This is a genomic window from Synechococcus sp. CS-1329, assembly GCF_025128055.1.
Lineage (GTDB): Bacteria > Cyanobacteriota > Cyanobacteriia > PCC-6307 > Cyanobiaceae > Regnicoccus_A.
This window is the reverse complement of record NZ_JAHLYS010000040.1, coordinates 38,421-64,812: the sequence shown is the minus strand read 5'-3', so window position 1 is coordinate 64,812 and position 26,392 is coordinate 38,421. Positions and strand designations below refer to the sequence as shown.

Sequence of the window (26,392 nt, the reverse complement as noted above, 5' to 3'; positions counted from 1 at the left end):
GGGCTGCGGCTCAGCCGCCGCTCCAGCCGCCGCCGATGAGGTCGACCAGGGGGGAAACCAGAGCCGTGCTGGCCAGGAACCAGGCGAAGGCGGCTCCACCGCAGCCACCCAGCCAGAAACCGCTGGCGAATTCAGCCCAGCCGGCCTTTGTGAATAGATCAGCGGGGGGATTGTCGATCGTTGCGTCGGGGGGCTGCACGTTGGGGCCGGTGCCGGCGGTGCCGTAGATCGACAGGCAGATCGTCAGGATCGTCACCAGGCCGATGGTGGCCAGCAGTCCAGCGGTGGTGGCGTACTCCGTGTGCCGCAGGGGGCCGGTGAGGGCGAAGGGTCCGTAGAGGAAGAACCCGTGGGCCATTCCCACTTCCAGGCCGCGGCGGTTGGGGGACAGCGCCGGGCGATAAGCGGGCAAAGCGTTCAGGAACGCTTTGGTGAAGTAGCTGGTGTTAATGGGGGTGGCGAGATTGCCGACGGTGGGGTCGGCCACGGGATGCACGGTCACGGTCATGGGCGGGCTCGTGGTGGGAACGAAGGGCAGAAGAACGGGCGAGGCGCTCAGTCGCGCGCTTCGATCACGTTGAACAGCAGGGCCATGGCCACGGCAGGGCCGAGAATCCCCACCATGGGGACCAACAACGAGGGCAGCCAGGCGGCAGCGAATTCTCCAGTCATGGCGAGGGCCAATACAGCAACCGCCGGTACTGTAAAGATCACTGCAGGGCAGGCTTTGTCGGCCTGCCGTTGCGACATAAAAATTCAATCCGATGCAGCAGGCCCTTCCCGCCGCCGCGGCGCTGCTGCTGCTGTTCTGGCTGCTGCGGCGCCGCAGCACTCCGCGCCCCTCCCTCAATGACGTCAGGGCTGTCGCCGCGATCAACCGGGCCCAGCTTGAGCAGGTCGTTCGACCAGTCGCGCCAGCTGCCACAACCGTTCCCGCCGTCCCAGCCGCTCCTGAGGCGGCTGGGACGGCGGGGGCCATCGCCTGGTCGATAGATCCTCAGCCGGCCGGGTTTCTGGAACCGCAGCGGCGCCAACAGCTGCTCGCCGCCCTTCGCGCCGCTGCCGCCGGCCGTGAGGACGAGCGGCTGGCGGCACTGGCCGCCTGCCTGGCCTGGGGCGATCGGGCCAGCCTGCCCCTGCTCAGGCGCGCTCGCTTCGATCCCGACCCCCGCGTGGCGGCCCTGGCGGCCGAGGGGATCGAGGGCTTCCGAGGACGAACGACCCTGGCGGCGGCCCCGGCTCAGCCCGCCAGGCTGCCGCGCAACGTGCTGCGCACTCGGTAGATCGGCCGACCCTGGCTTTCGTGGTATGTGCGCATCTGCAGCTCCGCCAGCAGCCCGAAGCAGAACAGCTGGATGCCGGCCACGATCGCCAGCACCGCCACCATCAGCAGGGGGCGGGTTCCCACGTCGGCATTGAACAGAATCTTCTCGCCCAGCAGCATCAGGCCCAGCGCCAGGCCGATCGCCAGACAGGCCAGGCCACCGAAACCGAACACGTGCATCGGCCGGGTGAGGAAGCGCTTCATGAACCAGACCGTGAGCAGGTCCATCAGCACCCGGAAGGTGCGATCGATGCCGTACTTGCTCTGGCCGAAACGTCGGGCGTGGTGATTCACCTTCACCTCGGTGATGCGTGCCCCCTCGATGAAGGCCAGCGCCGGCAGGAAGCGGTGCAGCTCGCCGTAGAGGTTCATGTCCGCCACCACCTCACGGCGGTAGGCCTTGAGGGAGCAGCCGTAATCGTGCAGGCGCACCCCGGTGACCCGCGCGATCAGACGGTTGGCGATCTTGGAGGGGAGCAGGCGTTTGACGGCCGCATCCTGGCGCTGGTGGCGCCAGCCGCTCACCAGGTCGTAGCCCTGCTCAAGCCGGTCCAGCAGCAGGGGAATGTCGGCGGGATCGTTCTGCAGATCGCCATCGAGGGTGACGATCACGGCCCCGTGGCTGGCATCGAAACCGGCGGCCATCGCCGCGGTCTGGCCGTAATTGCGCCGCAGCAGCACCGCCACCAGTTCAGGGGTGGCTGCAGCCAGTTCCTCCAGCCGGGTCGGGGTGCTGTCAGTGGAGCCGTCGTCGACCAGCACCAGCTCGAAGGGGCGAGCCAGGGGCCTGAGACTGGCCAGCACCTGCTCCACCAGCAGGCCGACGCTCTCCTCCTCGTTGAACAGAGGGATCACGATCGAGAGCTCGGGGCCGTGCGACGCGGTCATGGCGGCAGGGCTGCATCGATGCTGCAACCTACGGGAGCCGCGGTTCAGGGCTGGCTGGCGTGGTCAGGGCAGGCTTGTTCCGTCATGACAGCGGTGCACCCGCCCGGCGCCGCGCAGTTCAGAGCGGTAGTGGCACGACACGGGGTGGTCGGCCTCGGGACTGAGCTGATCGATGCCGAGGCCATCACGGCCATGCTCTTGACCGGAACTGTGCAGGTAGCGGCCTCCCCCCAGGTACAGCCCCACATGGCTGCAGCGCTGGGGGCGGCCGAAGAAGATCAGATCCCCCGGCCGCAGCAGCGCGAAAACCCCAGGGCGCACCGCCACCGGCTGACAGAAACGCTCCTGCTGGTAGGCATCCCGGGGGATCCAGATCCCTGCGCTGGCGAAGGCGCTCTGCACGAAGCCCGAGCAGTCGTAGTCGGGACCGAGGCTGCCGCCCCAGAGGTAGTGGTTGGGCTGCTGCCGGGCCCGCTCGGCAAAGGCCATCACCTCCGGCAGGAGAGCGTTGATGCGGCCCTCCCCCAGGGGCAGGGGCCGACTGGGCAGGGCAGGGATGGCCCGCTCCAGCAGGTCGCTGATCTCCACCCAGCAGGGATAGCCATCCTCCAGCAGGCGCACCAGCAGCCGGTTTCCCTGGCGCTGGTTGAGCAGTTGCAGCCTGCGGCCACGGCGGGCCTGGGTGGCCAGCCCCGGGCCGCTGGAGCGGGCGTGGCCATTGATGTCGGCGATCAGTCGCCAGCAGCGACCCGCCTGCAGCCCTTCGGCGCTCACAGCGGTTCCTACGCTCTCCATGGCAGACGACGGTACCGATGGCGTTCTACAGCCCCGATGCGGCGATGGGAGCGATGCTCGAGGATCAACTTCGGGCCCTGGAATTCCAGGGGCGCCCCGGCCTTGGCTCCCAGGTCTCGATCACCTGGTTGCGTTACCCCCGCAGCCTGATCGACGCGGCTGAGGCCAATGAATCGTCGGGAAACTGGCTCCCGTCGGTGCCGGGGGCCGCCTGGGCCGGCTCCAGGCACCGCTATCCGGCCAGTGTGGTCAAGCTGTTTTATCTGGCGGCCACCGAAGCCTGGCTGCAGCGCCAGCTGCTTGAAGACGGCGCTGAGCTGCGCCGGGCGATGGCCGACATGATCCGCGACTCCAGCAACGACGCCACCGCCGTGCTGGTGGACTGGCTCACGGGCACCACCAGTGGCCCCGATCTGCCCGAGCGACCGCTGAGGGCCTGGATGGAGGGCCGTCAACTGGTGAACCAGTGGTATGCCTCCCAGGGCTGGAGCGAGTTCGAGGGTTGCAACGTCTGCCAGAAGACCTGGGGGGATGGTCCCTACGGACGGGAGCGGCAGTTCTATGGACCGGAGTTGCAGAATCGCAACCGGCTCAGCACCGATGCCACGGCCCGACTGCTGCACGGGATCATGGCGGGGGGCCTGGTGTCGCCCCCGGCATGTGCGCGCATGCGTGCGCTGCTGAGTCGCTCCCTCGATCCCGAGCTGCGGGCGGCGGATCCGGAGAACCAGGTGGATGGGTTCATCGGAGCTGGCCTGCCCGCCGCTGCCCGGCTGTGGAGCAAGGCCGGCTGGATGAGCCAGGCCCGCCATGACGCGGCCTATGTGGAGATCCCAGACCGTGATCCCTTCCTGCTGGTGATCTTCAGTGAAGGGGCGGAGCGTGCCGCCGATGAGCAGCTGCTGCCCGAGCTGAGCCGCCGGCTCAGTGGAGCCACTGAGCCGGGCTGAACATCAGCGGGCGAGAGCCGGGATCTTGGAACGGAGAGGGAGGGATTCGAACCCTCGACAGAAGTTGCCTCCTGTAACTCCTTAGCAGGGAGCCGCTTTCAACCACTCAGCCACCTCTCCAGGGGGCCAGCAGAGCTTATCAGCGATCGTGCTCCGTCTCGCCCAGGAGCAGCCGAGGCAGGCGATGTTTGAAGCCGCAGAGAATTTCCCAGGGGATGGTGCCACTGGCCCGGGCCCAGTCCTGGGGGCTGATGCGCTCGTCGCCGTCGTGGCCCAGGAGGGTGACCACCGAGCCCACCTCCAGTTCGGGAGCCTCGGTGGCATCGATCAGCAACTGATCCATGGTGATGGCCCCCACCTGGGCCAGCCGGCGCCCGGCGAAGAGCACCTCCAGCCGGTTGCTGAGCAGCCGGGGCACGCCATCGGCGTAGCCGATCGTGACCACCGCCAGCCGACTGGGGCGCCGGGTGGTGTAGCTGTGGCCGTAGCTCACCCCCACCCCAGCCGGCACCTCGCGGATCAGGCACACCCTCGCCCGCACGCTCATGGCGGGCCGCAGCGGCACCGTCTGGCTGAGGTGCTCGGCGGGTGTCTGCCCGTAGAGCGCCAGTCCCACCCGCACCAGGTCGTAGTGGAGCTGGCGGCTGCGCAGGGTGCCGGCGGAATTGGCCAGATGGCGCACTCCGGTGGCCAGCCCCAGCTCGCCGGCGCCGCGCAGCATGCTCTCGAAACGCTCCTGCTGCAGAGCGGTCAGGCCGCCCCCTCCCGGGTCGGGAGCGTCGGCATCGGCCAGGTGGGAGTAGACCCCCGCCAGCTGCACCGCCTCCAGCCCGAGCAGGGCCTGCAGCAGTCTGACCCCGTCGCCCCAGTCCACCCCCAGCCGGGCCATGCCGGTGTCGAGCTTGAGATGCAGGGCCATGGAGCGCCCACTGCCACTGGCCAGGTTCTGGCAGAGCAGGGCCTCGCGCATGCCGCTGATGGTGGGCATGAGCTCCCACTCCAGGCAGCTGCGCAGTTCCTCGGGCTGGGTCAGGTTTCCCATCACCAGCAGCGGCGTCTCCAGGCCCGCCTGGCGCAACTCGATGCCTTCCTGCAGGGTGGCCACTCCGAGGGAGGTGGCGCCGCCCGCCAAAGCCGCACGCGCCACCGGGGCGGCGCCATGGCCATAGCCATCGGCTTTGACCACTGCCATCAGCGACGAGTCCGGTGCCAGCCAGCGGCCCAGGGCCCTGGCGTTGTGCTCGATGGCGGCCTCATCCACCTCCACCCAGGCCCGCTGGCGCGGATGCAGCCCGGCTGCCACGAACTTCAGGGGATCCCCAACGGGCCGTGGTTGGCTGAACTTGAGCTTCGGTGCCATCTCAGGCGAGTATCACAGCGGGCTGACTCCGAGCTGAACCGTAGGGCCAATCTCGTGTCAGAAGGCTAAGACCCGTTAGCATGGCAGCCATCTGGGGATGTGGCACCCCGTCCGTGGACCACGCGCCGTGAGCCAGGTTCTGGTCCTGAATGCGTCCTACGAGCCTCTGAACATCACCAGTTGGCGTCGGGCCACGGTGATGCTGCTCAAGGGCAAGGCCGAAGGCCTTGAGCACGATTCCAATCACCCCATCCGTGGTGAGATGCTGCTTCCATCGGTGATCCGCCTGCGTCAGTTCGTGCGGGTGCCTTTCAAACAGTTGCCACTCACCCGCCGCAACGTGTTCCAGCGCGACAGCCACAGCTGTCAGTACTGCGGCTACCAGGGTGAGCAACTCTCGATCGATCACGTGATCCCCCGCAGCCGCGGCGGGACCGACACCTGGGAGAACGTCACCACAGCCTGTCTGCGCTGCAATGTGCGCAAGGGCAGCCGCACCCCCCGGGAAGCGGCCATGCCCCTGGCCCGGGTGCCGCGGCGGCCGGTGAGCACCCTCTACTTCGAGGCCACCCGCCACATCCGCTCCGGTCGCCAGGAGTGGGCCAAGTACGTGATCGGGGCTTAGGGCCTCGGCCTAGGAGACACCCTCGGCCACCAACTGTTCCATCAGGGCCCTCTGTTCCGCCGCCACGCAGGCGCCGATCACTTCGGCCAGCTGGCCCTGCAGCACCGGCTCCAGCGCGAAGTTGCGTCCCAGCCGGTGGTCGGTGACCCGGTTGTCCTTGGCGTTGTAGGTGCGGATCTTTTCGCTGCGCTCGCCGCTGCCCACCTGGGCACGGCGGGCGGAACTCTCGGCGGCGGCGGCCTCCGCCAGCTGCCGCTCCAGCAGCTTGGCCCGCAGGATTTCCAGGGCCCGCTCCCGGTTCTGCAGTTGCGAGCGCTCCTGGGTGCAGAACACCCGGATGCCCGTTGGCTTGTGCAGCAGATCCACCGCCGTTTCCACCTTGTTGACGTTCTGACCGCCGGCGCCGCCTGAGCGGGCTGTGCTGATGTCGAGATCCGCGGGATCGAGCTGGACCTCCACCGGATCGGCCTCGGGCATCACCGCCACGGTGGCGGTGGAGGTGTGCACCCGACCCTGGGACTCGGTGGCGGGAACTCGCTGGACCCGGTGCACGCCGGCTTCGTACTTGAGCTGGCTGTAGACCCCCTCGCCGCGGATGGCCAGGATCAGTTCCTTGAACCCGCCCAGGTCGGATTCCGAGGCGCTCAGGGGCTGCACGCTCCAGCCCACAGTCTGGGCGAAGCGCTCGTACATCCGGGCCAGATCGCCTGCCCACAGAGCGGCCTCATCTCCGCCGGTGCCGGCGCGGATCTCCAGCATCACGCTGCGTTCATCGCGGGGATCGCTGGGGAGCAGGGCCACGGTGAGTTGCTGCTCAAGCTCGCCCAGCTGACCGCTCAGCTGGGCGAGCTCCTCCTGGATCAGGGCCTCCATCTCGGGCTCCCCTTTGCTTTGGCGCGCCAGTTGCTGGGCGTCCTGCTGCTGCTGCTGCAGGCCTTGCCACTGACTGAGCCCGGTGGCCAGCGGCTCGAGTCTGGCCCGTTCCTTGGAGAGGCGGCGCAGCTCGTTGGGGTCGGCGGCCACGGCAGGATCGGCCAGCTGCCGCTCAAGCGCGTGGAAGGTGCGATCGGCAGCCTCAAGGCGCTCACGCAGCAGCGAAGGATCCATGGAGATGGGTGAGCAGACAGCACAAAGCCGGACACCCGTGGGCGTCCGGCTTGAGAAACGAACCTGAATGGATCAGGTCTGAACCTCGGCCTCAGGCTTGGCTGCTTCTACGGCAGCCTCACCGCTGGCGTTGTCGGTGCTGGCCATGCCGTACTTGCGCATGAAGCGGTCCACGCGTCCCTCGGTGTCGAGGATCTTCTGGGTACCGGTGTAGAAGGGGTGGTTGCCACTCCACACGTCCACGTGCAGCTCGGGCTGGGTGGAGCCGGTGGTCATCACCACCTCTCCGTTGCAGATCACCTTGGCATCGGAATACCAGGTGGGATGGATGTCGGCCTTAGGCATGGCTGGAGTGGGCTGAATGCGGAAGAAAAGGATCAGCGCTTGGAGAACTGGGGCGCCTTACGGGCTTTCTTGAGGCCGTACTTGCGACGCTCCTTGGCGCGGGGATCGCGGCTGAGGTGGCCTTCGGTCTTGAGGGGCTTGCGGTTGTCCGGCGAGAGCTCACAGAGGGCACGGGCGGCTCCCTGCTTGATGGCATCGGCCTGGCCGGTGAGGCCACCACCTTTGACGTTGACCAGCAGGTCGTACTCGGCAGAGAGCCCCAGGGTGTCCAGGGGAGCCTTCACCGCGCTGAGGTAGCTGGGGTTGTAGTTGAGGTAATTGTCGCCGGGGCGGCCATTGATGGTGATCGAGCCGGTGCCGGGCACGACCCGCACACGGGCTACAGCCGTTTTACGACGACCTGTTCCCCAGTAGACGACGCGGTTGGAAGCGGTGCTCATTGGGCGGTGGCGGAAGGATCGAGGGCCAGAACCTGGGGCTGCTGGGCGGTGTGGGGATGCTCAGCACCCTTGTAGACCTTCAGCTTGCGGAACAACTGACGGCCGAGGGCATTGTGGGGAAGCATGCCCTTGATGGCCTTCTCGACGATGCGCTCGGGCAGGCGAGCCTGCAGCGCCTCGAAGGTTTCGGTCTTCATGCCGCCGGGACGACCGGAGTGACGGCGATAGATCTTCTGGCTGGCCTTGTTGCCGCTGATGCGGATCTTGTCGGCGTTGATGATGACCACGAAGTCACCGGTGTCCAGGTGGGGTGTGAAGGTGGGCTTGTTCTTGCCACGCAGCACACTGGCCACCTCGGTGGCCAGACGGCCGAGGGTCTGATTCTCGGCGTCCACCAGGAACCACTGGCGGTCGAGGGAATCGAGAGAGGGAACGGATGTCTTGTTCATCGCACCGGCGGGCCGGATCGGAGTAAGGCACCATCCCGGAGGATGGGGCTGGACATGGGGCGGGAGGGCCGCATCGTTGGGTGAACCCAACAGCGCGACACGCAATTCCTGAGCCTAACCTGTGGCCCGCTCACCCGTTTCCGGGATCGCGCTGGATGGATGGATCCAGTCTTGAACTGGCCTCAACGCTGTTGAACAGCGTGGGCAGGCTCAGGCCAAGGACGCCCAGGCGAATCCTGGCCTTCCAGCCAGTGCCGCGGTTGGCCATCGTACCAGGCAGGCCAGGGGAAAGGAGGCGTGGGATAGCCCACCCTCAGCAGGCAAAGCCCATGGGCTGGGGCCGCTTCTCTGACCTCGGCGCGGGCCCGGTCGCGCCAGCGTCGCTCGAAGTCGGCCAGGCTGAGCGTCCCCTCTCCCACCGCCACCAGCTGGCCCATGATCAGTCGCACCATTCCGTAGAGAAAGCCGCTGGCCTGGAGCTCGGCCACCACCAGGTCGCCATGGCGCTCCAGGCTCACGGCCTGCACGGTGGTGAGGGCATTGGGCCGGCGGCTGCCGGCCCGCTGGAAGGCGCTGAAATCATGGAAGCCCAGTAATCCACGCAGGGCGCAGGCCATGGCGCGCTCATCGAGGCGCTGCCGGTAGCAGTGCCAGCTCCAGGGGGAGAGGAAAAGATTGGCTCTGCGCCCGTTGTAAAGCGTGTAGCGGTAGCGGCGATAACGCGCAGAAAAGCAAGCGTGCCAGTCGAGGGGAACGCTGGCGGCGGCCCTGACCCTGATGGAGGGCGGCAGGTGGCCATTGAGAGCAGCGGCCCAGCGCCGGGCGGGAATCGGCCCGCTGGCATCAAAATGAACCACCTGGCCCGCCGCATGAACGCCGCTGTCGGTCCGGCCGGCGGCCATGGCCCGCGTGGGGCGGTGCGGATCGAGTCTGGCCAGGGCTTGCTCCAGGGTCTCCTGCACGCTGGGCTGATGGCTCTGGCGCTGCCAACCGCAAAAAGAAGAACCCTCGTACTGCAGGCAGAGGGCGACCCGCTGGATCGATCTCTGCTCGGAGCACAAGGGCAAGGTGGCGTGGGCGTTGGGCGTCAGACCAGCTCGATGATGGCCATTTCGGCGTTGTCACCCCGGCGGGGAACGGTGCGGATGATACGGGTGTAGCCGCCGTTGCGTTCGCCGTAGCGCTCCTGGGCTTTGTCGAACAGGGAGTGCACCAGCTGCTTGTCGAAGATGTAGCCCATGGCCCGACGGCGGGCCGCCAGGGTGCCGTCTTTGGCGAGGGTGATCATGCGCTCGGCCTCGTTGCGCAGGGCCTTGGCGCGGGTCTTGGTGGTGGTGACGCGGCCTTCACGGATCAACTGGGTGGTGAGGCCACGCAGGAGGGCCTTGCGTTGGTCGGCGGGTCGTCCGAGCAGGGGGACGCGGCACTGGTGTCGCATGGTTCCGGGGAATGGAAAAGGGAAAGGGGGGAAAGGGCGCCGCTCAGGCGGTGGTGCGGCTCTGGGGCAGGGAGATGCCGATGCGCTCCAGCGCTTCGATCACCTCATCCGCCGACTTGGAACCGAAGTTCTTGATCTCGAGCAGATCTTCGTAACTGAAGCCCATCAGATCAGAGACCGAATTGACCTGGGCTCGCTTCAGGCAGTTGTAGGCCCGAACCGAGAGGTTCAGCTCCTCCAGGGGAATCTGGCTCTCAGCCGAAGGTTCAGGTTCCAGGCCCGGCTCCTCGACCATGGTCAGGCTGGCCAGGGGCTGGAACAGCTGGATCAGCTGATTGGCCGCCTGGGCCATGGCGTCGTCAGGAGTGATCGAGCCGCTGGTGACGATTTCCAGGCGCAGGCGCTCGCGGGCTGAACCGCCTTCACCAACGGCCGTTTCATCAACGGTGTAGTTGACCCGGCGTACGGGCATGAAGACCGCATCGATCTGCAGCAGATCAATGGCGTTGGTGTCCTCGTGGTGACGATCCACCGGCCGATAGCCGACGCCCCGCTCCACATGCACTTCCAGCTCCAGAGAATGGCCTTCGGCCACGGTGGCGATCGGCCGATCGAAATCGATGATCTGAACCTGGGAGGAAAACTGAAGGTCGGCGGCGGTGACGGTGGCGGGGCCGTTGATGATCAGCCGACCGATCTCAAGATCGCGGTTGCGGCTGTTGACGACCACTTCCTTGCAGTTCAGCAGGATGTCGAGGACGTCTTCACGCACACCGGGGATGGTGGCGTACTCATGGTTGACGCCGGCAATGCGGACGGCGGTGATGGCGCTGCCCTCCATGCCTCCCATCAGCACACGCCGCAGGGCGTTGCCGAGGGTGACGGCCTGACCCCGGTCGAGGGGCCCGATCACGAACACACCGGTCTGGGAGCGGTCGTCGGCGATTTGATGCTCGACCCGATCGATCTGATACTGATGCACGGCCTGATGGTGGTGAAGAGGAACGCCGAGGAGCGGCTGGAAACGGATACTCAGACCCGGCGGCGCTTGGAGCGACGGCAGCCGTTGTGAGGCAGAGGGGTGACGTCCCGGATCAGGGTGATCTCAAGGCCGGCCACCTGCAGGGCGCGGATGGCGGTTTCACGGCCGGAACCCGGACCACGGACCAGAACCTCGATCTGACGCATCCCCTGGTCCAGGGCCCGGCGGCCGGCGGCTTCAGCCGCGGTCTGGGCCGCGAAGGGGGTGCCCTTGCGAGCTCCCTTGAAGCCGCTGGCGCCGGCCGAAGACCAGGAGATCACCTCACCGGCCGAGTCGGTGATCGAGACGATGGTGTTGTTGAAGGTGCTCTGGATGTGTGCCACACCGTTGGGCACATTGCGCTTGGTCTTCTTTGCGCCGGTTTTCTTGGCTGGCTTCGCCATGGACGGGGGCCTGGTGGGGTGATGGGGTGGTGGGACTGAGCGGCGGAGCCGGACTCAGGCGGGCGGCTTACTTCTTCTTGCCGGCCACGGTCTTGCGGGCGCCGCGGCGGGTGCGGGCATTGGTGCGGGTGCGTTGACCGCGCACGGGCAGCCCCATGCGGTGGCGGCGACCACGGAGGCAGCCGATGTCCTGCAGCCGCTTGAGGGCCATGCCTTCCTGACGGCGCAGATCACCCTCGAGGGTGAAGCTTTCGGCCGCTGCACGCAGTTTCTGGACGTCCCCGTCGTCGAGGTCCTTGACGCGGATGTCCGGGTTGACGCCGGCCTTCGCCAGAATCTTCTGGGCGCGGTTGAGCCCGACCCCGTAGACGTATGTGAGAGAAATCTCGACCCTCTTGTCGCGAGGGATATCGACACCGGCAATCCGAGCCACGAAAAAACGATTCAGTTGGGCAGAGGGGGCCCGGCCACAGAGGGCAGGGCGAAGTGCCTCGAAAGGCACTTGGGAGGAAGAACGCTGGGCGGATCAGCCCTGGCGTTGCTTGTGCTTGGGATTGGTGCAGATCACCATCACCCGGCCGTGGCGACGAATCACGCGGCACTTGTCGCACATCTTCTTGACTGAGGCACGCACCTTCATGGGCGGCGGCTCTCCACTTTGCAAACAGCTAACGTATCACAATGGTCAACTCACCACTGAGCTGATCCTCCCAGCGACGGCCTGGACGTCGCCTTCCGCCTCCACCTCCCGGATCAGCCCCAGTTGGCGATAGAAGGCGATCAGGGGCTCGGTCTGCTCGCGGTAGACCTCCAGGCGGTTGCGGATCACCGCTTCATTGTCGTCGTCGCGTCCACGGCTGAGCAGCCGCTGCAAGAGGATCCCGTCGTCGAGCTGCAGCAGTACCACATGCTCGATCGGCTGGTTCAGCTCCTGGAGCAGCTGGCTGAGGGCTTCGGCCTGGGCCAGGTTGCGGGGAAAGCCATCCAGCAGCCAGCCGCCGTCATGGCTGAGCAGGCGTGCCCTCACGATCGCCAGCACCAGGGCATCGCTCACCAGCTCGCCCCTGGCCATCACGGACTGGGCTTCAGCGCCGAGCTCCGTGCCCGCCTGCACTTCGGCGCGCAACAGCTCGCCGGTGGACAGGTGGAGCAGGCCACGGTCGGCGGCCAGCACCTGGGCCTGGGTGCCCTTGCCGGCTCCTGGGGGGCCGAGGAAAAGAAAGCGATCGGACATGACGGGAACGGGAACGGGATGGGGCAGCTCTGGGCCGGTGTGGATCACTCCCGCACCATGCCCTCATAGCGCTGGGAGATCACGTAGGTCTGGACCTGCTTGGCGGTGTCGATGGCCACGCCGACCAGGATCAACAGAGAGGTGGCCCCCAGCCCCTGGAAGGTGCGCACCTGGGTGGCGCCCTCCACGGCGGAGGGGATGATCGCCACCGCCCCGAGGAAGAGACCCCCCAGCAGGGTGAGCCGGTTCTGCACGCCGCTCAGGTATTGGGCGGTGGCGGATCCCGGCCGCACCCCTGGGATCGCCACACCCCCTCGCTTGAGGTTGGTGGCGATGTCGATGGGGTTGATGGTCAGCGAGGCATAGAAGAGTGAGAAGCCGCAGATCAAGGCAAAGAAAACCAGGGCGTAGAGCCAGGGGGTGCTGCTGTTGGGGTTGAGGTAGCCCGCCAGCTGTATCAACCAGGGGGCCCGGGTGATGTTGGCGATCGTGAGGGGGAGGAAGACCACCGCCGAAGCGAAAATGATCGGCATGACGCCGCCGGCGTTGAGCTTCAGCGGCAGATAGCTCTGGCGGCTGGCGAGGCTGGCCTGACCCACCTGGCGCTTGGCGCTGACGATCGGGATGCGGCGGCTGCCTTCCTGAACGAAAATGATGCCCACGATCGTGACCAGGAAGATCAGCACCAGCACCACGATCCCGCCGATGGTGGCTCGGTCGCCGCTCTCAGCCAGCTTGACCGTGGAGCCGAGGGCCCTGGGAAGGGTGGCAACGATGTTCACGAAGATCACCAGGGAGGCCCCCTGGCCAATGCCCCGTTCGGTGATCACTTCGCTGATCCACATCACCACCATCGCGCCGGTCACCAGGGCGAGGGTGGTCTGAATCACGAACACCGGCACGGGGATACCGGGGAGGGCGTACTGGCGCAGGATCAGCGCAAAGACCGTGCTTTGCAGCAGGCCCCAGCCCAGGGCCACATAGCGGGTGATCTGAGCGATCTTGCGCCGACCGGCTTCACCTTCGTTCTTCTGCAGGTCCTCGAGCTGAGGCAGCGCCGCGGTCAGCAGCTGCAGGATGATCGAGGCGTTGATGAACGGCAGGATCCCCAGGGCGAAGATCCCGAGGGTGGAGATGCCACCGCCGGTGAAGATGTCGAGGAAGCCGATCAGCTGGCCCCCCTGCTCGATGAACTGCTGAAAGGCCACCCGGTCGATGCCCGGCATGGGGATGTAGATCCCCAGACGCACGAGTAACAGCAGCCCCAGGGTGGTGAGAACCCGATCCCTCAGTCCCTTGGACTGAATCACCTGGGTGATGATTTCCGCGGCACTGGGGTTACGGCCCCGGCTGACGAGCATGGCGAGAAGGGTCGAGGGACGGGCTGGCGGAGAGGAGGCAACGACGGCAAAGCCGCCTGCTCATCCGAAGAACGGTGGCAGACGGCTGGATGCCTGACAGATCCCTGAGCGATCAGGGATCCGGGGTTGGCTGATCAGTGGATCAGCTCGCAGGTGCCACCGGCTGCCTCGATCTTGGCGCGGGCCGAGGCGGTGAAGCCCGCCGCCTCGACATTGAGCTTGACGCTCAGTTCGCCGCTGCCGAGGATTTTCAACGGATGCTTGGGGCTGGTGACCAGGCCATCAGCCACGAGGCTGTCGAGGTTGACGGTGCTGCCAGCGGCGAGGTCGGCCAGCTTGCCCACATTCAGCACGGTGAAGTGCTTGGGGTTCACCAGGGGGAAGTGCTTCAGCTTGGGCAGCCGCCGGTAGAGGGGCATCTGGCCACCCTCGAAGCCGGGGCGGGTGGGACGGCCTGAGCGGGACTTCTGGCCGCGCATGCCGAAACCGCAGCTGGCGCCCTGGCCGGCGGCGATGCCACGACCTTTGCGCAGCTTGCGGCGGCGGGACCCGGTCTGGGGAGTGAGGGTGCTGAGAGAGAGGGTCATGGGGCTCAGGAGTAAATCTGCTCGAGGGAGATGCCCCGTTCCTTGGCCGTCTCTTTGTGGGTGCGCAGAGACTGCAGCGCCTGGATGGTGGCGCGGGCGTTGTTGAGGGGAGTCTTGCTGCCGAGGCGCTTGGCCAGCACGTTCTTGATTCCGGCCAGCTCCAGCACGGTGCGGATCGAGCCGCCCGCGATCACGCCGGTACCGGGGGCTGCCGGACGCATCAGGATGCTGGCGGCACCATCGACGCCATGGCCGTTGGTGGGGATCGAGCTGGTGCGGGTCAGGGGGACCTTGACCAGGTGCTTTTTGCCATCGGCCACGCCCTTGCGCACGGCGCCGATCACATCACCTGCCTTGCCAACGCCCACACCGACCTGGCCGCGCTCGTTGCCGACCACGACGATGGCGCGGAAGCTCATCTTCTTGCCGCCCTTGACGGTCTTGGAGACGCGGCGGATCTGAACCACGCGCTCCTGCCATTCGGAGTCGCGCTCCTGGCCACGGCGGTTGTCGCCCCGGCGCCCGCCGCCGCCGCCGCCGCGACGATCACCGCCGCCGCCGCCACCGCGGTTTCCGCCGCCGCCACCGCCACGACGCTCCTGTTGCTGGCCTTCGCTGGCCGCAGGAACGCCGACGGCCGCAGAGGGAACGTCGCTGGATCTGGTCTGTTCGTTGGTTTCGGTCATGGTTGGAGGCGGTTCAGAACTGAAGGCCCGCTTCCCGGGCGGCATCGGCGAGGGCCTTGACCCGGCCGTGGTACAGGTTGCCACCGCGGTCGAAGACCACCTGCTGGATCCCCTTGGCGATGGCGCGGGTGGCCAGCAACTGGCCTACGGCAACGGAGGCGTCACAGGAGGCACAGGACTCGAGGCTGGTGCGCAGATCCTTGTCGAGGGTCGAGGCCGCGCAGAGGGTGGTCTGGGCGTCGTCGTCGATGACCTGGGCGTAGATGTGGTTGTTGGAGCGGAACACAGCCAGCCGCGGGCGGACGGAGGTTCCGTTGAGATGACGACGCAGACGGCGGTGACGCTTCTGAGTCTGCTGTTTTCTGGAAAGGGTGGACATGGCAGTACAGGGTGGGAACGCTCAGGCAGGCCTCATTTCTTACCGGTCTTGCCGGCCTTGCGCAGGATGCGCTCACCCGCGTACTTGATGCCCTTGCCCTTGTAGGGCTCGGGCGGCCGGATGGCGCGGATCTTGGCGGCTTCATTGCCCACCAGCTCCTTGTTGGCCCCAGAGACGATGACCTGGGTGGTGCCTTCGACCGTGAAGCTCACGCCTTCGGGAGGATTGACCTCCACGGGGTGGCTGTAGCCGGCGGTGACCACGAGCTTGCGGCCCTGGACCTGGGCGCGGTAGCCCACGCCGATGATCTCGAGCTTGCGGGTGAAGCCCTGGCTGACGCCCTCGACCATGTTGGCGACGAGGGTGCGGCAGAGACCGTGACGCTCGCGGGAGCGACGGCTGCCATTGGAGGGGGTGACCACCAGGGTGTTCTCCTGCTGGCTGACCGCCACACCATCGGGGAGGGTGCGCTGGAGCTCACCCTTGGGACCTTTGACCGTGACCGCAAGACCAGACAAGGTGACGTTCACCTTCTCGGGGATGGGGATCGGCGCTTTACCAATACGAGACATGGATCGACTCCCTGATCAATAGATGTAGCAAAGCACTTCGCCGCCGACGCCCTGCTTGCGGGCATCACGGTCACTCATCACCCCTTTGGACGTGGAGATGATCGCCACACCGAGGCCACCGAGGACCTTGGGAAGCTGACGGTTGTTCTTGTAGATGCGCAGGCCAGGCTTGCTGACCCGCTGCACCGAGCGGATGGTGGGCTGACGATGCTTACCGCTGTACTTCAGCTCGAGCACGAGGAAGCGTTCGACGCCTTCTCCTTCCTCGCTGATCTGGGCGATGAAACCTTCGTGCTGCAGCACCTTGGCGATGCTGTGGGAAAGGCGTGAAGCGGGCACCTTGGTGGTCTGGTGCTTCTTCTCACTCGCATTGCGGATGCGGGTGAGCATGTCGGAAATCGGGTCGTGATTGGCCATGGTTGGGATCCGAGGAGGGCTCAGTTGCTGCGGAACGGCATTCCCATCTCGCGGAGGAGGGCCCGGCCCTCTTCGTCGTTGCGGGCGCTGGTCACGATGGTGATGTCCATGCCACGGATGGCGTCGATCTTGTCGTAGGAGATTTCGGGGAAGATGATCTGCTCCCGCACCCCCAGGGTGTAGTTGCCGCGCCCGTCAAAGCTCTTGGGGCTGACCCCACGAAAATCGCGGATGCGTGGCAGGGCCAGGTTGATCAGGCGCTCCAGGAAGGCATACATCCGGTCTCCCCGCAGGGTGACGACCACGCCAATCGGCATGCCCTGGCGAATCTTGAAGCCGGCGATGGCTTTCTTGGCACGCGTCACCACCACCTTCTGTCCGGTGATCGTGGCCAGTTCGCTGATCGAGGCTTCAAGAGCCTTGGCGTTCTGGGCGGCTTCGCCAAGTCCCCTGTTGACGGTGACCTTCACCACCTTGGGGACTTCATGGATGTTCGAGAGAGTCAGATCCTTGAGCAACTTGGGCTGGATCGTCTCCCGATAGCGCTGTTTGAGTGACATGGCGGGGATGGGGGAATGCGCTTCTGGGCGTTGTCAGAAAGCGGACGGGGTTGCGTTCAGCGATGGGAGCGGTCGTGCTTGCCGTCAGGCAAGAACTTCACCCGTCTTCTTGAGGCGGCGCTTTTTGGTGCCGTCGGCTTCGACGACGAGCTCCACCCGGCTGGGAACGTTGTTGGCGGTGGAGAACACCATCACGTTGGAGGCGTGGATGGAGGCCTCTTCGGTGAGGATCCGGCCGGATTCGCCGTCCTGGGTGGGTTTGATGTGGCGGGTCCGCAGGTTGATGCCCTGAACGACCACACGGTTGGCTTCGGGAAGGGTGCGCAGGACCTCACCGGTCTTGCCCTTGTCCTTGCCGGCAATCACCTTGATGGTGTCACCCTTGCGGATGCGCATCTTGACCCGCTGAACGGGCCTGGCTTTTGGGGTGGCTGTGGCCATCTCAGATCACCTCCGGGGCGAGAGACACGATTTTGGTGAAGTTGCGTTCCCGCAGCTCCCTGGCCACGGGACCGAACACCCGGGTGCCTTTGGGGTTGTTGTCGGTGCCCAGGATCACGGCGGCGTTGTCGTCAAAGCGGATCGCATTGCCGGTGTCGCGACGCAGGGTGGCCCTGGTGCGAACGACCACGGCCTTGACCACATCCGATTTCTTGACACCCATGTTGGGCATGGCGTCTTTGACGGCAGCCACAATCACATCACCCACGTGGGCATAGCGACGGTTGGTGCCCAGCACTCGGATGCACTGGATGCGCTTGGCCCCGCTGTTGTCAGCGACGTTGAGGAAAGTTTCCTGTTGAATCATGGTGGGGTCTCCTCAGCTCGCGCCGGATGGTGTGAAAACCTCGGCCACAGCCCAGCGCTTGGTACGGCTGAGGGGGCGGGTTTCGGTGATGCGGACCCGATCACCCACGCGACAACGGTTGTCCTCGTCGTGGGCTTTGTAACGGGTGGTGCGGCTGACGGTCTTCTGGTAGATGGAGTGGGGGAAGCGGTTTTCAACCGCCACCACCACTGTTTTGTCCATCTTGTCGCTGACGACGACGCCGACCCTTTCCTTGAGTGCCATAGGTGGTGTGGGGGGGATCAGGAGGCGGAGGGGGCGGAGCTCTGGCGCTCCTTCTGCACCGTCAGCAGGTGGGCCAGCTTGATGCGGCTCTCCTTGAAGCGGTGGGGGTGCTCCAGGCGACGGGTGGCCTGCTGGAAGCGCAGATCGAAGAGATCGCGGCGGCAGGCGTTGATCTGTTCGCTGATTTCGGCGTCGGTGAGCTTGCGCACCTCGGCGATGTCAGGACGGGCCATGGGTTCAGGACTCCACAGGAACGGTGGTCTCCGGTTCGACCGCGCTCGCCTGCTCGTCAAGGGCCAGGAACTTGGTCTTGATGGGCAGCTTGTACTGGGCCAGGCGCATGGCCTCCTTGGCAATGGCTTCGGTGATTTCGGCACCGCCCATTTCAAAGAGAATGCGACCTGGCTTGATCACAGCCACCCAGAACTCGGGGTTGCCCTTACCGGAACCCATGCGGGTTTCGGCGGGGCGCATGGTGACGGGCTTGTCGGGGAAGATCCGGATCCAGATCTTCCCGCCCCGCTTGACGTAGCGGGTCATGGCCCGGCGGCTGGCCTCAATCTGGCGGGAGGTGATCCACCCGCATTCCTGGGCCTGCAGCGCAAACTGACCGAAGGCAATGGTGTTGCCCCGGGTGGCGACACCGCACATGCGGCCTCGCTGCTGTTTGCGGAATTTGACGCGACGTGGACTCAGCATGGTTCAGGCTTCCTGCTCACTCTTCGTTGGAGCGGTCTTCGAACTGTTGGGGCCGGCGGTTGGCGCGGCGCCGTGGTGCCGCCCCGACGGGGAGTTTTTCCTGTTGACCAGGAAGCACCTCACCTTTGAACACCCACACCTTGATTCCCAGCACCCCGTAGGTGGTGGTGGCCACCTTGGTGGCGTAATCGATGTCGGCACGGAGGGTGTGCAACGGGACCCGGCCTTCCCGGGTCCATTCGGTCCGGGCGATTTCGGCGCCGTTAAGGCGCCCGCTCACCTGGATCTTGAGGCCGAGCACGCCGGCCCGTTGGGCCCGCTGCACGGTCATGCGCATGACCCGGCGGAACGCCACCCGCTTCTCCAGCTGCTGGGCGATGTACTCGGCCAGCAGGAAGGCATCGGCGTCGACCCGCTCCACTTCCACCACGTTGATGCGCACCTGACGGTTGCGATCACCGACGGTTTTCTGAATGCCGGCGCGCAGCTCCTCGATGCCGCTGCCCTGGCGGCCCACCAGCACACCGGGGCGTGCTGTCTTGAGCTCGACCTCCAGCTGGTCGGCCTTGCGGGCGATCAGCACATCGCTGATGCCGGCTGAGGCGTACTTCTTGTGGATGAAGCAACGAATCCGGTCGTCCTCCTGGAGGAGGATTGGATAGGTCTTGCTGGGGGCGTACCAACGGGAGCGGTGGTCCTGGGTGATCCCCAGGCGCAGGCCGGTTGGATGGATCTTGTGTCCCATCGGGCGGTGTCCTCGGGGGTCAGGCGGAAGGAGCCACAGCAATGCTGATGTGGCAGGTTTGTTTTTTGATGGCGTAGGCACGGCCCTGGGCCCGCGGCCGGAAGCGCTTCAGGGACGGACCCATGTCGGCGCTGGCGGTACTGATCACGAGAGAGGCTGGGTCGAGACCCATGTTGTGTTCCGCGTTGGCCACGGCGGAGCGAAGCACCTTGGTGATCGGTCCGGTGGAGCGGTAGGGCATGAACTCGAGCAGGATGAGCGCCTCGCGATAGGTGCGGCCGCGGATCTGATCGAGTACCCGGCGCACCTTGGAAACGGAACCGCGGATGTAGCGGCCGTGGGCGCGGGCTTCTTGGCTGGGGGTGGTGGTGTTGGCCATGGTGATTCGCTCCTTAACGGGCACCTTTTTTGTCTTTGATGTGGCCCCGGAAGGTGCGGGTGGGGGCGAATTCCCCCAGCTTGTGGCCCACCATCTGCTCGGTCACATAGACCGGCACATGGCTTTTGCCGTTGTGAACGGCAATGGTGTGGCCGATCATCATCGGCAGGATGGTGGAGGCCCGTGACCAGGTCTTGATCACAGTCTTGTCGCCAGCGCTGTTCTGCGCTTCGACCTTGCGCAGCAGGTGGTCGGCGACGAAGGGGCCTTTTTTGAGTGAACGTCCCATAGCGAATCAGGCAGACAGCAGTGCGGTGTTGAGCATCAGGAATCCCGTCCGCCACGGCTCCGCTTGGAGGTGCGGCGACGCTTCCGCAGCACAAACCGATTGCTGGGCTTGTTGCGTTTGCGGGTTTTCAGGCCCAGGGCGGGCTTGCCCCAGGGGGTGACAGGACCGGAGCGGCCGATGGGAGCCCGGCCTTCACCACCACCGTGGGGGTGATCGCAGGGGTTCATCACGCTGCCGCGCACCTGGGGACGGCGCCCGAGCCAGCGGGTGCGGCCGGCCTTGCCGAGGCTGGTGTTGCGCACTTCGGCGTTGCCCACTTCGCCGAGGGTGGCGAAGCATTCACGACGCACCAGGCGCACCTCGGTGGAGGGCAGCTTGAGGGCGACGTAGTCGCCTTCCTTGGCCATCACCTGAGCGCTGGCACCGGCGGTGCGCACCATCTGGCCGCCGCGGCCGGCGTAGAGCTCGACGTTGTGGACGCTGGAGCCCAGGGGGATGGCCGATAGCGGCAGGGCATTGCCCACTTCAATCGGGGCCTCGGGCCCGGAGATGACGCTCTGGCCCACCGAGATTCCAGCCGGAGCCAGGATGTAGCGCTTTTCGCCGTCGGTGTAGAAGAGCAGCGCCAGCCGCGCATTGCGGTGGGGGTCGTAGTGGATGGCGGCCACCCGGGCGGTCACGCCGACCTTGTCGCGGCGGAAGTCGACGAGACGGTAGAGGCGTTTGTGGCCACCGCCGCGGTGGCGGCAGGTGATCACACCGCGGTTGTTACGACCTTTCTTGCGGTGTTTGGCCACCACCAGCGTGCGCTCGGGACGGCGCTCGGTCACCTCGCTGAAGTCGCTGGAGGAGCGGCCGCGGGTGCCGGGGGTGTAGGGGCGGTAGTTGCGGATTGCCATAACGATTCAGACCCCTCAGGCCTCTGGGAACAACTGGATGGCATCGCCAGGGGCAAGACGCACCACGGCTTTCTTCACCTGGGCGCGCTTGCCGGCGAAGCGGCCGACCCGCCGGCTGCGGCGGGGGGGATTCATGGTGCTCACCCCGACCACATGCACATCGAAGAGATGTTCGACGGCGGCCTTGATGTCGGGTTTGGCAGCCCGGGGATCCACTTCGAACGTGTACTGGTTGAGTTCCAGGGCACGGGTGGCTTTCTCGGTGATCAGCGGCTTGCGGATCACATCCGCGAGCCGGCCATTGAAACGTTCAGTCATCGCCGTAGATCTCCTGAATCTTCGCCAGTGCCTCTTCGCTCAACACCAGCACATTGGCGTGGAGCAGGTCGAACACGTTGAGCTGATCAGCAGCGATCAGCTTCACCTTTTCGAGGTTGCGCACCGAACGGCGCACCACATCGGTCGGTGCATCGAGCACCAGCAGCACCTTGCTGCCCGCCGGCACCTCCCAGCGCTCCAGGGCCGCCACGATCTCCTTGGTTCTGGGAACCTCAAGATCGGGGGCAAATCCTTTCACCACCAGAATGTCGCTGGCGCGGCTGATCAAAGCCGTGCGCAGGGCCAGACGACGTTCCTTGCGGTTCATCGCCACGGTGTAGCTGCGGGGCTTGGGCCCGAAGATCACGCCACCGCCGGGACGCAGAGGCGTGCGGATCGATCCCTGACGGGCTCGACCCGTACCCTTCTGCTTGTAAGGCTTGCGACCACCACCACGGACTTCAGCCCGGGTGAGGGTGCAGGCCGTGCCCTGTCGAGCATTGGCCAGTTGCCGCACCACAGCCCGGTGGACCAGGGCAGCAGCGGTCGATTTCTTGGCGACTTTCAGGTCAAGGCTGGCCTCGCCGGCCTCCTTGCCCTGCCAATCGCGAACAACACAATTCACCATCTGATTTCTCCTCAGTTCGCGGCCTTGGCGCCGACCCGCAGGGCGGGACGGATGCTGAGCAGGGCGCCGGGCTTGCCGGGCACCGAACCCTTCACCACCAGCAGGTTGCGCTCATGATCCACCTTGAGGATGGTGAGGCCGCGGGTGGTGATCTGCTTGCCGCCGTAGCGGCCCGCCATGCGCTTGCCTGGATAGACACGACCCGGCGTGGTGCCGGCACCGGTGGATCCGGGCTGGCGGTGGTTCTTGGAGCCGTGGGTCATCGGACCGCGGCTGAAGCCGTGGCGCTTCTGATAGCCAGAGAAACCCCGGCCGATCGTGTCGCCACTGACATCCACCTTCTGTCCGGCCTCGAAGGCCTCGACAGTGATGGAAGCGCCGAGTTCAAGGCCATCGAGGGACTCGAGGCGGTATTCCTGCAGATGGCGGAGCAGCTCCTCGCCTGATTTGGCCAGGTGACCGGCCGCAGGCTTGTTGACGAGCTTTTCGCGGACCTCGCCGAAACCGATCTGAGCGGCGCTGTAGCCGTCGGTGGCGGGAGTCTTGAGTTGGGTGATGCGGCAGGGACCCGCCTCGATCACGGTGACCGGGATGGATTTGCCGTTGGGGTCGAAGAACTGAGACATGCCCAGTTTCTTCCCAAGGATGCCGAAGGACATAGGAGGGAGAAACGCCAGCGGGACAGTGGCGCGCAGGGGGTGCGAACCACTCAGGACTGATTCGGGCAGACGCGCTGGGCCAGAAATCTGGCTCCGGAACCACTGGGAGGACGAACCTCGAAGGCGATTGCGGGTGGGCTAGCGGTTGGCGAAACAGTTGGCTGGGACTTGTCCGCGCCTGCTGAGCAAGGCGGCAGTATCCCGGCAGATCAGGCACTGCTCGGACGAATCCGGCGGGCCTGGCTGCACTGGCCAGAAGAGACCGTCGCCAGCGACGATCCCGCGCACAGCTCTGGAGGCCCGGCTAGCGGTCGGGCACAGATCAGATGCACAAGAGGCCACCATACCCCACGGCCTACACCCACATCGTCCACTCCCTGCCAGACTGCCCACACCAGTTCTGAAGCTGCCCCATGCCTCTGCTGCTCTCCGGTCGTCGCTTCCGTCAGGACCTGGAGAAGGCCGGCGCCCTGGCCCTCTACGCCCCCCTGGAAGGAGGCGCCGAGACCCGTCTGCTGCGCCGCCTGCGGGCCGCCGGTTACGGCGCCCAGATCACCTCCGCCCGGGGCCTGGGTGACCCTGAAGTTTTTCTGTTTCAGAGCCATGGGGTTCGCCCGCCCCACCTCGGTCACCACAGCATCGGCCGCGGGGCTGCCGTGGGCGAGGTGCAGCGGGTGATGCCCCAGCTGGGCGCCCTGCTGGAGGGCACCAAGCCGATGGTGCTCTGGTTGCTGGAGGCTCAGGTGCTCTCCTCAGCCGAGCTGCAGTCGCTCTGCTCGCTCACCAGGCGTGAGCCCCGGCTCAAGATCGTGGCGGAGTTGGGCGGCTCCCGCAGCCTGCGCTGGACGCCCCTGGAGCCGATGGTTGCGGCCTGAGCAGGCCCTGGTCTCGGGTCGCTGGGTCAAGTTGATCTGCGGGGCCAGCAACCAGGATCTCGCTGCCATCGAAGACCTCTGCGGCCTCTACGCCCTCGCTGGCGTTCACTGCATCGATCTGGCCGCTGATGAGGCAGTGGTGGCCGCCGCCCGCCGCGGTCTCAGCTGGGCCCGTGATCAGCGCCCCCAGCTGAGACCGCCCTGGCTGATGCTCAGCCTCAGCGATGGCGAGGATCCCCACTTCCGCAAGGCCTGGTTCGACCCCGGCCGCTGCCCGCCCGACTGCCCCAGGCCCTGCGCCCGCATCTGCCCGGCCGAAGCCATCCCGGCCGGGGCCGGTGTGAGCAGGGAGCGCTGTTATGGCTGTGGCCGCTGTCTGCCCGCCTGCCCCCACGGGCTGATTGAGGCCCGGAGCCATGGGCTGGATGCTGCGGCGGTGCCGGGACTCCTGGCCCGTCTGCGCCCGGACGCGGTGGAGATCCACACCAGCCTGGGCCGGGGGGAGGCCTTCGGCCGGCGGCTGGAGCAGGTGGTGGCCTCGGGCCTGCCCCTGCGGCGCCTGGCCGTGAGCTGTGGCGCCGAAGCCGGTGCCGGTGCCGAGGGGCGCCGCCCCACGGTCAGCCCGCAGGATCTGGCCAGCGAGCTCTGGCAGCGGTTTGCCCTGCTGCGGAGCCATCGTTTCCTGCCCCTCTGGCAACTCGATGGCCGTCCAATGAGTGGCGATGTGGGGGATGGCACGGCCCATGCCGCCGTCAACCTTCTTCTGGCGCTGCGCGAATTGGCCCCGCCTGGCCCCCTGCAACTGGCGGGGGGCACCAATGCCCGCAGCCTGCCGCTGCTGCGCCAGCGCAGTGGCGGCCCCCGGGCCGCCCGCAGCGCCGCCGCCGGTGTGGCCTTTGGCGGGCTGGCCCGCCGGCTGCTGGCCCCGCTGGTGCTGGAGGCGGAGCGCCGCGGCCGGCGTCTGCTGGATGAACCGGCCCTCTGGCCCCAGGGCCTGGCGCTGGCTCAGGGGCTGGTCTCACCCTGGCTGGCCGCCGATGGCTAGAACGTCGAGGCACAGGGGCCGTGCCCATGCCCAGTCCAAGTGTCACCGCCCTGGCCGCCGCCGCCAGGCTCGTCAGCCCCCAGCGGATCACTGACGATCTCGATCGCCTGCTGGAGGTGCTTCCCGAGCGCATCTGTGACGCGCTGGCGAGCCCCTTCAGCCGCGATCAGTTGCTGGAGGTGGTGCTCGACCTGGGCCGCGCTCCGGAAGCCCGCTATCCAGGCCGAGCTCAGCTGCTGGATCAGCAGCCGATCGATCGGGCCGACCTGGCGGCGGTGGTGCAGCGGCTGGGGACCTTCGGTGGCGACAACCGGGCCGGCATCGAGCGCACCCTGCATCGCATCAGTGCGATCCGCAACCGCGGCGGGGAGGTGGTGGGCCTCACCTGCCGGGTGGGCCGGGCGGTGTTCGGCACGGTGGAGATGGTGCGCGATCTGCTGGACAGTGGTCAGTCGCTGCTGCTGATGGGCCGGCCTGGCGTCGGCAAGACCACGGCCCTGCGCGAGATCGCCCGGGTGCTGGCCGACGACCTGGAGCGGCGGGTGGTGGTGATCGACACCAGCAACGAGATCGCCGGTGATGGCGACATTCCCCATCCCGCCATCGGCCGGGCCCGGCGCATGCAGGTGGCGCGGCCTGAGCTGCAGCATCAGGTGATGATCGAGGCGGTGGAGAACCACATGCCCGAGGTGATCGTGATCGATGAGATCGGCACCGAACTCGAGGCCCAGGCGGCCCGCACCATTGCCGAGCGTGGCGTGATGCTGGTGGCCACGGCCCATGGCAACGAGCTGGCCAATCTGATCAAGAACCCCACCCTGGCCGACCTGATCGGTGGCATTCAGTCGGTCACCCTCGGAGATGAGGAGGCCCGTCGGCGCGGCTGCCAGAAAACAGTGCTGGAGCGCTGCGCCGACCCCACCTTTCCCCTGGCGGTGGAGATGCACAGCCGCAGTCGCTGGCTGGTGCACCGCGATGTGGCCCGCACCGTCGATCAGCAGCTGCGGGGACAGCCGGTGCGCCCCCAGGTCCGCGAGCTGGGCAGTGATGGCCTGTTGCGCCTCAACGATCCCGAGCCCGGTCCCACCGGTCCGACCTCACCGCGAATGCCCCGCCGTGGCCTGGTGGCGGCCGCCGCCGGTCGCCCGGCCCTGGCGCCGGTTCCGCTGCCTGATCCGGAACTGCTCCCGCCCCATCGACGCTCGCCACCACCGGCCCCTGCGGCCCCGCCCCTGCGCCTCTACTGCTGCGGGGTCAGCCCCCAGTTGCTGGAGCAGGTGGTGCGCAGCCGCCAGCTGCCTGTGCAGCGCGCCAGCCAGCTGGAGGAGGCCGACGCCGTGCTGAGCCTGCGCCAGCAGCTGGGCCGCGAACCGCAGGTGCGCAGCCAGGCCCTGGAACGGCATGTGCCGATCCTGGTGATCAAGGCTGACACCCTTCCCCAGATCCAGAGGGGTGTGGAGCGGCTGCTGCGTCGCCGTGCCGGTGACCGGGACAGCGCGGCTGCCGCCCCAGGCCCTGCTGGCGCCCCCGACGACGCCCATGGCGCCATGGAGGAGTGCCGTCTGGCGGTGGAGCAGGTGGTGCTTCCCCAGGGCCGGCCGGTGGAGCTGTTGCCCCGCAGCCTGTCGGTGCGCCGCATTCAGGCGGATCAGGTGGATGGTTACGGTCTGCGCAGTGCTGAATTCGGCAGTGGCGAGCTGCGGCGGCTGCGGGTCTTTCCCCCCTGACTCGGTGCGCCCGGGGGCAGCGGCTTCCTCACCGGCCCCCAGAGATTGACGAAGGACGGCCCGCTGTGGGTAACTAACAAGGCAACCGGTCACGCGCCCGACCAACCCGGATCCA

41 protein-coding genes and 1 tRNA gene are annotated in these 26,392 nt (G+C 66.7%); 6 read left to right on the top strand and 36 right to left on the bottom strand.

The window, feature by feature from the left end:
- Positions 1–10 precede the first annotated feature (10 nt).
- Both KQ304_RS10460 and KQ304_RS10455 read right to left on the bottom strand, forming a co-directional pair.
- A complete protein-coding gene (locus KQ304_RS10460; RefSeq protein ID WP_259737026.1) occupies positions 11–508 on the bottom strand; it encodes a photosystem I reaction center subunit XI in 498 nt (165 codons plus the stop codon).
- Positions 509–555: 47 nt separating this feature from the next.
- Positions 556–672, bottom strand: coding sequence for a photosystem I reaction center subunit VIII (locus KQ304_RS10455; RefSeq protein WP_259737025.1), 117 nt, complete (start codon positions 670–672; stop codon positions 556–558).
- A gap of 92 nt (positions 673–764) precedes the next feature.
- Between KQ304_RS10455 and KQ304_RS10450 the strand changes: the two genes are divergently transcribed.
- Positions 765–1,283, top strand: a complete 519-nt coding sequence (locus tag KQ304_RS10450) for a hypothetical protein (RefSeq protein ID WP_259737024.1) — start codon at positions 765–767, stop codon at positions 1,281–1,283.
- Here the strand turns inward: KQ304_RS10450 and KQ304_RS10445 are convergent.
- A complete protein-coding gene (locus KQ304_RS10445; protein ID WP_259737023.1) occupies positions 1,241–2,212 on the bottom strand; it encodes a glycosyltransferase family 2 protein in 972 nt (323 codons plus the stop codon). The two genes, KQ304_RS10450 and KQ304_RS10445, sit on opposite strands and share 43 nt — an antisense overlap.
- A gap of 63 nt (positions 2,213–2,275) precedes the next feature.
- The gene (locus tag KQ304_RS10440) at positions 2,276–3,007 is read right to left on the bottom strand and encodes a C40 family peptidase (RefSeq protein WP_259737022.1); all 732 of its coding nucleotides are present in this window, start codon (positions 3,005–3,007) and stop codon (positions 2,276–2,278) included.
- A 17-nt stretch (positions 3,008–3,024) separates the two neighbouring features.
- On the opposite strand from KQ304_RS10440, the gene KQ304_RS10435 reads away from it, so the two are divergent.
- Positions 3,025–3,957: a class A beta-lactamase-related serine hydrolase gene (locus KQ304_RS10435; protein WP_259737021.1), complete on the top strand. Its 933-nt coding sequence runs from the start codon at positions 3,025–3,027 to the stop codon at positions 3,955–3,957.
- A gap of 31 nt (positions 3,958–3,988) precedes the next feature.
- On the opposite strand, the gene KQ304_RS10430 is transcribed toward KQ304_RS10435, so the two are convergent.
- A tRNA-Ser gene (locus KQ304_RS10430) sits at positions 3,989–4,077 on the bottom strand.
- A 19-nt stretch (positions 4,078–4,096) separates the two neighbouring features.
- Positions 4,097–5,317 (bottom strand): alanine racemase, encoded by a 1,221-nt coding sequence (gene alr / locus KQ304_RS10425; RefSeq protein WP_259737020.1) that lies wholly within the window; start codon positions 5,315–5,317, stop codon positions 4,097–4,099.
- Positions 5,318–5,444: 127 nt separating this feature from the next.
- Between alr and KQ304_RS10420 the strand changes: the two genes are divergently transcribed.
- Positions 5,445–5,942, top strand: coding sequence for an HNH endonuclease (locus KQ304_RS10420; RefSeq protein ID WP_259737019.1), 498 nt, complete (start codon positions 5,445–5,447; stop codon positions 5,940–5,942).
- Between the two features lie 9 nt (positions 5,943–5,951).
- On the opposite strand, the gene prfA is transcribed toward KQ304_RS10420, so the two are convergent.
- The 30 genes from prfA to rplC all read right to left on the bottom strand — a co-directional run bounded on the left by prfA (position 5,952) and on the right by rplC (position 22,630).
- Positions 5,952–7,049: a peptide chain release factor 1 gene (gene prfA / locus KQ304_RS10415; RefSeq protein WP_259737018.1), complete on the bottom strand. Its 1,098-nt coding sequence runs from the start codon at positions 7,047–7,049 to the stop codon at positions 5,952–5,954.
- Between the two features lie 72 nt (positions 7,050–7,121).
- The gene (rpmE, locus tag KQ304_RS10410; protein ID WP_259737017.1) at positions 7,122–7,394 is read right to left on the bottom strand and encodes a 50S ribosomal protein L31; all 273 of its coding nucleotides are present in this window, start codon (positions 7,392–7,394) and stop codon (positions 7,122–7,124) included.
- Between the two features lie 32 nt (positions 7,395–7,426).
- Positions 7,427–7,834, bottom strand: a complete 408-nt coding sequence (gene rpsI / locus KQ304_RS10405; protein WP_006173329.1) for a 30S ribosomal protein S9 — start codon at positions 7,832–7,834, stop codon at positions 7,427–7,429.
- A complete protein-coding gene (rplM, locus tag KQ304_RS10400; protein WP_259737016.1) occupies positions 7,831–8,283 on the bottom strand; it encodes a 50S ribosomal protein L13 in 453 nt (150 codons plus the stop codon). The genes rpsI and rplM overlap by 4 nt, the downstream gene beginning before the upstream one ends.
- 182 nt (positions 8,284–8,465) lie before the next feature.
- The gene (truA, locus tag KQ304_RS10395; RefSeq protein WP_399229159.1) at positions 8,466–9,374 is read right to left on the bottom strand and encodes a tRNA pseudouridine(38-40) synthase TruA; all 909 of its coding nucleotides are present in this window, start codon (positions 9,372–9,374) and stop codon (positions 8,466–8,468) included.
- Complete coding sequence (gene rplQ, locus KQ304_RS10390; RefSeq protein ID WP_259737014.1) at positions 9,371–9,721, bottom strand: 50S ribosomal protein L17; 351 nt, start codon at positions 9,719–9,721, stop codon at positions 9,371–9,373. Before rplQ ends, truA begins: the two co-directional genes overlap by 4 nt.
- 43 nt (positions 9,722–9,764) lie before the next feature.
- Positions 9,765–10,703 (bottom strand): DNA-directed RNA polymerase subunit alpha, encoded by a 939-nt coding sequence (locus KQ304_RS10385; protein WP_259737013.1) that lies wholly within the window; start codon positions 10,701–10,703, stop codon positions 9,765–9,767.
- A 50-nt stretch (positions 10,704–10,753) separates the two neighbouring features.
- Entirely contained in the window at positions 10,754–11,146 is a 393-nt protein-coding gene (rpsK, locus tag KQ304_RS10380; RefSeq protein ID WP_071800923.1) for a 30S ribosomal protein S11, read from the bottom strand.
- Positions 11,147–11,213: 67 nt separating this feature from the next.
- Positions 11,214–11,579, bottom strand: a complete 366-nt coding sequence (gene rpsM / locus KQ304_RS10375; RefSeq protein ID WP_255110680.1) for a 30S ribosomal protein S13 — start codon at positions 11,577–11,579, stop codon at positions 11,214–11,216.
- Positions 11,580–11,672: 93 nt separating this feature from the next.
- Positions 11,673–11,786 (bottom strand): 50S ribosomal protein L36, encoded by a 114-nt coding sequence (gene rpmJ / locus KQ304_RS10370; RefSeq protein WP_006173336.1) that lies wholly within the window; start codon positions 11,784–11,786, stop codon positions 11,673–11,675.
- A 45-nt stretch (positions 11,787–11,831) separates the two neighbouring features.
- Complete coding sequence (locus KQ304_RS10365) at positions 11,832–12,380, bottom strand: adenylate kinase (RefSeq protein WP_259737012.1); 549 nt, start codon at positions 12,378–12,380, stop codon at positions 11,832–11,834.
- 44 nt (positions 12,381–12,424) lie between these two features.
- A complete protein-coding gene (gene secY / locus KQ304_RS10360; RefSeq protein ID WP_259737011.1) occupies positions 12,425–13,741 on the bottom strand; it encodes a preprotein translocase subunit SecY in 1,317 nt (438 codons plus the stop codon).
- A gap of 134 nt (positions 13,742–13,875) precedes the next feature.
- Entirely contained in the window at positions 13,876–14,328 is a 453-nt protein-coding gene (rplO, locus tag KQ304_RS10355; RefSeq protein ID WP_259737010.1) for a 50S ribosomal protein L15, read from the bottom strand.
- Between the two features lie 5 nt (positions 14,329–14,333).
- Positions 14,334–15,014: a 30S ribosomal protein S5 gene (rpsE, locus tag KQ304_RS10350; protein ID WP_259737009.1), complete on the bottom strand. Its 681-nt coding sequence runs from the start codon at positions 15,012–15,014 to the stop codon at positions 14,334–14,336.
- Between the two features lie 13 nt (positions 15,015–15,027).
- A complete protein-coding gene (rplR, locus tag KQ304_RS10345; RefSeq protein WP_259737008.1) occupies positions 15,028–15,393 on the bottom strand; it encodes a 50S ribosomal protein L18 in 366 nt (121 codons plus the stop codon).
- A gap of 32 nt (positions 15,394–15,425) precedes the next feature.
- Positions 15,426–15,965 carry a 50S ribosomal protein L6 gene (gene rplF / locus KQ304_RS10340; protein WP_259737007.1) on the bottom strand — a complete coding sequence of 180 codons (540 nt, stop codon included), beginning with the start codon at positions 15,963–15,965 and terminating at the stop codon, positions 15,426–15,428.
- A 15-nt stretch (positions 15,966–15,980) separates the two neighbouring features.
- Positions 15,981–16,382: a 30S ribosomal protein S8 gene (rpsH, locus tag KQ304_RS10335; RefSeq protein WP_259737006.1), complete on the bottom strand. Its 402-nt coding sequence runs from the start codon at positions 16,380–16,382 to the stop codon at positions 15,981–15,983.
- A 20-nt stretch (positions 16,383–16,402) separates the two neighbouring features.
- A complete protein-coding gene (rplE, locus tag KQ304_RS10330) occupies positions 16,403–16,942 on the bottom strand; it encodes a 50S ribosomal protein L5 (protein ID WP_255092219.1) in 540 nt (179 codons plus the stop codon).
- Between the two features lie 84 nt (positions 16,943–17,026).
- Positions 17,027–17,383, bottom strand: coding sequence for a 50S ribosomal protein L24 (rplX, locus tag KQ304_RS10325; RefSeq protein ID WP_259737005.1), 357 nt, complete (start codon positions 17,381–17,383; stop codon positions 17,027–17,029).
- 1 nt (position 17,384) lies between these two features.
- Positions 17,385–17,750 carry a 50S ribosomal protein L14 gene (gene rplN, locus KQ304_RS10320; protein ID WP_006173346.1) on the bottom strand — a complete coding sequence of 122 codons (366 nt, stop codon included), beginning with the start codon at positions 17,748–17,750 and terminating at the stop codon, positions 17,385–17,387.
- Positions 17,751–17,762: 12 nt separating this feature from the next.
- On the bottom strand, positions 17,763–18,014 hold the full coding sequence (gene rpsQ, locus KQ304_RS10315; RefSeq protein ID WP_259737004.1) for a 30S ribosomal protein S17: 252 nt from the start codon (positions 18,012–18,014) through the stop codon (positions 17,763–17,765).
- A gap of 17 nt (positions 18,015–18,031) precedes the next feature.
- Positions 18,032–18,247, bottom strand: coding sequence for a 50S ribosomal protein L29 (gene rpmC, locus KQ304_RS10310; RefSeq protein ID WP_006173348.1), 216 nt, complete (start codon positions 18,245–18,247; stop codon positions 18,032–18,034).
- Positions 18,248–18,251: 4 nt separating this feature from the next.
- Positions 18,252–18,713, bottom strand: coding sequence for a 50S ribosomal protein L16 (gene rplP / locus KQ304_RS10305; RefSeq protein ID WP_259737003.1), 462 nt, complete (start codon positions 18,711–18,713; stop codon positions 18,252–18,254).
- Between the two features lie 16 nt (positions 18,714–18,729).
- Positions 18,730–19,458, bottom strand: coding sequence for a 30S ribosomal protein S3 (rpsC, locus tag KQ304_RS10300; protein WP_094555101.1), 729 nt, complete (start codon positions 19,456–19,458; stop codon positions 18,730–18,732).
- Positions 19,459–19,477: 19 nt separating this feature from the next.
- Positions 19,478–19,837: a 50S ribosomal protein L22 gene (gene rplV / locus KQ304_RS10295; RefSeq protein WP_197162137.1), complete on the bottom strand. Its 360-nt coding sequence runs from the start codon at positions 19,835–19,837 to the stop codon at positions 19,478–19,480.
- Positions 19,838–19,850: 13 nt separating this feature from the next.
- The gene (gene rpsS / locus KQ304_RS10290) at positions 19,851–20,126 is read right to left on the bottom strand and encodes a 30S ribosomal protein S19 (protein ID WP_006173352.1); all 276 of its coding nucleotides are present in this window, start codon (positions 20,124–20,126) and stop codon (positions 19,851–19,853) included.
- A 35-nt stretch (positions 20,127–20,161) separates the two neighbouring features.
- Complete coding sequence (rplB, locus tag KQ304_RS10285; RefSeq protein WP_259737002.1) at positions 20,162–21,025, bottom strand: 50S ribosomal protein L2; 864 nt, start codon at positions 21,023–21,025, stop codon at positions 20,162–20,164.
- A 15-nt stretch (positions 21,026–21,040) separates the two neighbouring features.
- The gene (locus KQ304_RS10280) at positions 21,041–21,343 is read right to left on the bottom strand and encodes a 50S ribosomal protein L23 (RefSeq protein ID WP_094555099.1); all 303 of its coding nucleotides are present in this window, start codon (positions 21,341–21,343) and stop codon (positions 21,041–21,043) included.
- Positions 21,336–21,971, bottom strand: coding sequence for a 50S ribosomal protein L4 (gene rplD / locus KQ304_RS10275; RefSeq protein ID WP_259737001.1), 636 nt, complete (start codon positions 21,969–21,971; stop codon positions 21,336–21,338). Before rplD ends, KQ304_RS10280 begins: the two co-directional genes overlap by 8 nt.
- Positions 21,972–21,982: 11 nt before the next feature.
- On the bottom strand, positions 21,983–22,630 hold the full coding sequence (rplC, locus tag KQ304_RS10270) for a 50S ribosomal protein L3 (protein WP_259737000.1): 648 nt from the start codon (positions 22,628–22,630) through the stop codon (positions 21,983–21,985).
- Positions 22,631–23,043: 413 nt separating this feature from the next.
- Between rplC and KQ304_RS10265 the strand changes: the two genes are divergently transcribed.
- From KQ304_RS10265 to KQ304_RS10255, 3 genes are read left to right on the top strand one after another with little or no spacing between them, the layout of a single operon-like run.
- Complete coding sequence (locus KQ304_RS10265; protein ID WP_259736999.1) at positions 23,044–23,505, top strand: NAD(P)H-quinone oxidoreductase subunit N; 462 nt, start codon at positions 23,044–23,046, stop codon at positions 23,503–23,505.
- Positions 23,495–24,550: an LdpA C-terminal domain-containing domain gene (locus tag KQ304_RS10260; protein WP_259736998.1), complete on the top strand. Its 1,056-nt coding sequence runs from the start codon at positions 23,495–23,497 to the stop codon at positions 24,548–24,550. The genes KQ304_RS10265 and KQ304_RS10260 overlap by 11 nt, the downstream gene beginning before the upstream one ends.
- A gap of 26 nt (positions 24,551–24,576) precedes the next feature.
- Positions 24,577–26,277 carry an AAA family ATPase gene (locus KQ304_RS10255; RefSeq protein WP_259736997.1) on the top strand — a complete coding sequence of 567 codons (1,701 nt, stop codon included), beginning with the start codon at positions 24,577–24,579 and terminating at the stop codon, positions 26,275–26,277.
- Positions 26,278–26,392: the final 115 nt, after the last annotated feature.